This is a genomic window from Paenibacillus aquistagni (assembly GCF_900177815.1).
In the GTDB taxonomy this organism is placed as follows: Bacteria; Bacillota; Bacilli; order Paenibacillales; family Paenibacillaceae; genus Paenibacillus_B; species Paenibacillus_B aquistagni.
Genome location: NZ_FXAZ01000014.1, coordinates 1 through 5,065 on the forward strand (window position 1 = coordinate 1; position 5,065 = coordinate 5,065).

General features: G+C 45.5%; 3 protein-coding genes and 2 rRNA genes. 2 read left to right on the plus strand and 3 right to left on the minus strand.

The genetic code is table 11. The annotated features are described in order from the left end of the window. The first annotated feature begins 9 nt into the window (after nt 1–9). Nucleotides 10–126 (plus strand): 5S ribosomal RNA (gene rrf, locus B9Y93_RS24115). 699 nt (nt 127–825) lie between these two features. Here rrf and B9Y93_RS24120 read toward each other — a convergent pair. The 3 genes from B9Y93_RS24120 to murQ form a co-directional block, all read right to left on the minus strand. Then, the gene (locus B9Y93_RS24120; RefSeq protein WP_085499133.1) at nt 826–1,680 is read right to left on the minus strand and encodes a MurR/RpiR family transcriptional regulator; all 855 of its coding nucleotides are present in this window, start codon (nt 1,678–1,680) and stop codon (nt 826–828) included. A gap of 97 nt (nt 1,681–1,777) precedes the next feature. Then, nucleotides 1,778–3,232 carry a PTS transporter subunit EIIC gene (locus tag B9Y93_RS24125; RefSeq protein WP_085499135.1) on the minus strand — a complete coding sequence of 485 codons (1,455 nt, stop codon included), beginning with the start codon at nt 3,230–3,232 and terminating at the stop codon, nt 1,778–1,780. Between the two features lie 59 nt (nt 3,233–3,291). Then, a complete protein-coding gene (murQ, locus tag B9Y93_RS24130) occupies nt 3,292–4,179 on the minus strand; it encodes an N-acetylmuramic acid 6-phosphate etherase (protein ID WP_085499137.1) in 888 nt (295 codons plus the stop codon). A 695-nt stretch (nt 4,180–4,874) separates the two neighbouring features. On the opposite strand from murQ, the gene B9Y93_RS24135 reads away from it, so the two are divergent. Next, nucleotides 4,875–5,065 (plus strand): 16S ribosomal RNA (locus B9Y93_RS24135); the annotation flags it as partial.

Genomic DNA, 5,065 nt, shown 5'->3' on the forward strand with positions numbered 1-5,065 from the left:
AAAATCAGGTTTGGTGACGATGGCGAAAGGGTTCCACGCGTACCCATCCCGAACACGACCGTTAAGCCTTTCAGCGCCGATGGTACTTGGACCGCAGGGTCCTGGGAGAGTAGGACGTTGCCAAGCAAACCAAATAGCCCACTTCCTCTATCGAGGTGAGTGGGCTGTTTGTTGTCCACATTTTATTAACAATTGTTTGTGAATTTGGGGATAATTATCGCTGACAAAAATAAAGTTATCCACCCGTGCATAACTTTATTTGATTACCGATTAGGCAAACTATTAAGGATTCATCCACATTTTTTGTTGAAAACTATGGGGAAACGGGGATAACCAATCATTTTCAGCAATATCATCCACAAATGACCCGATGTTGTTTACATATCTTTTACCTCATATCAAAAAAATAATGTTATCCACATGTGTATGAATAAATAAATGCGTCAAACTTTTGTGAGTTATGCATAGGTTATAAACAGTCTGTGAAGATTTTATAATTCAAGCTTCAGCTTTGCAGTGTTTTCAGTGAATAGTGGCAGTATTCAAAGGGGAACATGACGCAGTGCTAAGAAAATCGTTGGTAGTAAGACGATATTTGAGCAGGTCGCGGACGCACCATTCGCTTAAGACCTATATAGCAAGAGGTATACATCAAAAATAAACGTTGTCCCTTATCATAGATGCATAGATGGATGTTCAATCTATAAGATGAGGACAGTGTTCTCACATATAAATGAACAAAGCCGTGTCTCTCGTCTTGTTATAAGACGAAATGACACGGCTTTGTTGCTTGCATAGAGCGATACGTATTTCAATTGATCAACATCAGGACTGCTCACGCAGCAGTTGAATGGCTTGGCTGGTATCCTTCAAGTGCTGCAGCGTCTCATCATGCTGTGCAGAAGCATAAGCAAAGAACAGTGTATCCACAGCAAGCAGCTGCGCAAGGCGTGAACTAGTAGCAGCACTTCGAAACACTGCCTCAGGGGCGTGTGCCACATGGAGCATGCAGCTTGCGTGCGAGCCAACCTCATGTTCTCCATAACGAGAAATGCCGACTGTTGTAAGCCCGTAGGTGTTTGCAAGCTTAAGCGATTGAACAACCTCTTTGGTTTTACCACTGTAGGATACACCGATGAATACCGAGTTTTTGGGGGCGTTGGCGATGTTGACCGCAAGGACATGCTGATCTTGAAAAGAGAAGACTGTCTTGCCAAGCCGCATCCACTTCTGCACGATGTCATCCGCAACCACGGATGATGCTCCAATCCCATAGGTATAAATAGCAGGCGCCTTGGCCATTGCATCCACGATTTGATCGACCATGCTGCTGTCCAAGGCTTCAGCTGTATCCTGTAAGGCCTGAATGCTATTGGACATTGTCTTTTTTATAATAGAATGCGTCGTGTCGTTTGGATCAAAATCATAGTAGGTGGGGCGTTCGTCCTTAGCCATATCAAGGGACAGCCTTACCTTCAACTGTGGAAATCCACCAACCTGCAAGGAGTTGCAGAAGCGAACAACCGAGGCTCCGCTTGTCTTCGCCTTGTCAGCCAGATCATGAATGCTGATGATGGCAGCTTCTTCCGGATGCTCCAGCACATATCGCGCTACTTTCTGCTCAGACTGTGACAGCGTGCTGTATATTGCTTGGATTTGTGTCAAAATACTTCCCGTCATGGCAAAGCCCCCTGAATCCTCTCTAATGATGAACAAAAGTAGGACACCTGTGGAGTCTGCCTCCAAGATGCCCTACGTTCATGAAATAGCAATCTGCTTAATTATCTTTATTATGCTCTAATAGAAGTTCCTTTGTAAAGCCGAAGAAGTACGTTAGCAGGAAGCCTCCGATATAAGAAGAGACTAGTCCAAGCAGGTAGCCGACGATGGAAGCACCGATACCTAGCGGACCTGTAACCAGCGGTACGAGTACAAGACCTGAAGGGCCAATGGCCATAGAACCGATGAAGTTGCCTGACATGGCATACAGTCCAAGCACAGCGCCGCCGAAGCCTCCGCCGATACATGCTGTAATAAATGGGCGGCCAAGCGGCAAAGACACCCCGTAAATGAGCGGCTCCCCAATGCCTAAGAACCCTACAGGCAGAACCCCTTTAATGAGATTGCGCATGCTCTTGTTATGCTTTAATTTCATATAAATAGCGATTGCAGCCCCGACTTGCCCTGCGCCAGCCATCGCAAGAATAGGCAGGAGCGCCGTATACCCGAACTGGGTAATTAATTCCGCATGAATCGGAATCAAAGCTTGGTGAAGACCAAACATGACAAGCGGCAGGAAGGATGCTGCTAGAACAAAGCCTGACAATAGACCACCATGGGCGAGAAGCCAGGTTGTTGCAGTACCGATCGCTTGAGAGATCACACCTGCCAAAGGCATGAATACAAAGATCGTAATAAGACCAACGACAAGGAGGGCAATGGTTGGTGTCACGATAATATCGATGGCAGCTGGCACGCGCTTGCGAACCCATTTTTCTATATAAGAGATAAGAACGGCAGCGAAGATAGCCCCGATAATACCGCCCTGTCCAGGACTTAAGGTTATTTCTCCAAATACGGGATACGTATATGAAATGTTAGCAACGCTTGGCGCGATAATGATGGCTGATACGGCACCTCCCAGTGAAGGGGTCCCTCCGAATTCCTTCGCTGCGTTCACGCCAGCGAAAACAGTAAGGTACAAGAAGAAAGCAGATCCGATAACACTCACGATCGGTTGAAGCGTTACCATCCATTCGGGAGAGAAGCCTGTCTTCATCAGATTGGCCATCAGGCCTGCGATGCCGTTGATCAGACCAGCACCGACAAGGGCAGGGATCAAAGGGATAAAGATGTTGCCGATCTTGCGCAAGAAATTTTTGAATGGCGTATTGTTTTTCTTCTTCAGCTCAGCCTTGATGTCCTGACCTTTTGAATCAGCGTTTGCAGGCTTGGAGGCCGGCTTGCTGCAGGCTTCTCCACCAGATTCGATAATACTGGCAAGCTCATCGGCAACTTTCTTTACGGTACCTGGACCGAGGACGATCTGATAAGTTTCATCATCAACGACTCCCATTACACCCTTCGTATTCTTAATTCTAGGCTCATCGATCAAGCTTCGATCAACAAGGTTGATACGCAATCGAGTAATACAGTTTGTAAAGTTGTGAATATTCGAAGCGCCACCTACAGCCTCCAGAATTTCTTCAGCAAGCGCGCGATTTGGATTCATGATGTTTCCCTCCTAAAGGATAACGTGTTGTAACGGAAAACAAGCAACGATAACATACATTATTGAATGGCCTTGCGAATATATCCTTGTGACTGTTCAAGCTTGGTCATCGTGTCCTCGTATGATAGTCCTGTCAGAATCATGACGATCGCTGCCTTTGGCTTCTGATGGGCAAGCTCAAGGTAATTCTCCGCAGTCGCATAATCACAAGAGGTTGCTTCCATCACGATTCGCTTGGCGCGTTCAACAAGCTTCTCGTTCGTCAGCTGCACATCTACCATAAGATTGCCATATACCTTGCCGACCTGAATCATGGCTGCTGTCGAAAGCATATTGCATATAAGCTTCTGGGATGTTCCTGATTTTAGACGAGTAGAACCTGTCAGCACCTCCGGGCCGTTCATGACCTCGATAGCAATCTGCGCCGCCTTGCCGACCTCGGAATCCTTGTTGCAAGCGATAGCTACAGTGCTGGCTCCGATGTGGTTCGCATATTCTAGGCCTGCAATCACATAGGGGGTTCTGCCGCTAGCTGCGATTCCAACAACAGTGTCTTTTTCCGTAAGCTCAATGTTCTTTAAGTCTTGAATGCCAAGCTCTATGCTGTCTTCGGCGCCTTCAATGGCCTTGATAAACGCTTTGTCACCTCCAGCGATAAGCCCAACGACCTGTTCTGGCGCAGTGCCGAAGGTTGGGGGGCATTCAACCGCATCCAATAAACCGATTCTTCCGCTTGTGCCAGCACCCATGTAGATGAGGCGGCCTTGTTGTCGCAATGATGCTGCGATTTTTTCAACTGCTTGAGCAATTTGTGGGATCTGCTCGCGGACAGCGTGAGCAACCTTGGCATCTTCTTCATTCATAATGATAAGAAATTGCTCGACTGAGAGTTCATCCAAATTCATAGTTCGTTCATTGCGAGCTTCCGTTGTCAAATGTTCTAGCATGTATGTTCTCCCCTTGGCTGTTGTGATTTGAAAACGTTTTATGGGTACATTGTATATCGACTGAAATAAAGTTTCAATATAAATTATATTTCCAGTAATAAAATTACTAAAATCATGTGAATGAGGCTAGACGATATCGAAATGGGAGGAGGGCTCGTAGGAGACCAGAAACTGCTGACCACGCTATAGCAAAAAAATGGCTTCATTATATGCGGATATAATGATCATTCAATTATTGATAAGAGTAATGATCTATGCCTAATTAGAAATGCGCTATTTATTATTAGAATATAGCCGGACGGTTAATCCATCGCATTGGCTAGCGAGATTGCTGTGAGTCAGTTCGAATCTATATTTCATATGCGGATAAGGGTGAAGTAAAAAGAGAAGATACCGCATGAGAGCTTGTGTATTTTATTCTTGCTAAAAAGCTTGCATTATATCAGAATTCATGATATATTCTTATTCCGCCCTTAAAAAGCGGGAAGGTTAACAGCTTCTGATTCAATAGAATAAAAAATATTGAAAAAGATGCTTGACCTTAACTGAAATACATGATATATTAATTAAGTCGCCGCTGAACGGCGGTGAACAAAAGAAAGTAACTAACTTTGTTCTTTGAAAACTGAACAACGAGTGAAACATTATTGAGAATTAATTTCTCGTCAGCAATACCAATGAGCAAGTCAAACACTTTTATGGAGAGTTTGATCCTGGCTCAGGACGAACGCTGGCGGCGTGCCTAATACATGCAAGTCGAGCGGAGCTGATGAGGTGCTTGCACCTCTGATGCTTAGCGGCGGACGGGTGAGTAACACGTAGGTAACCTGCCCATAAGACTGGGATAACCCACGGAAACGTGAGCTAATACCAGATAGGCATCTTC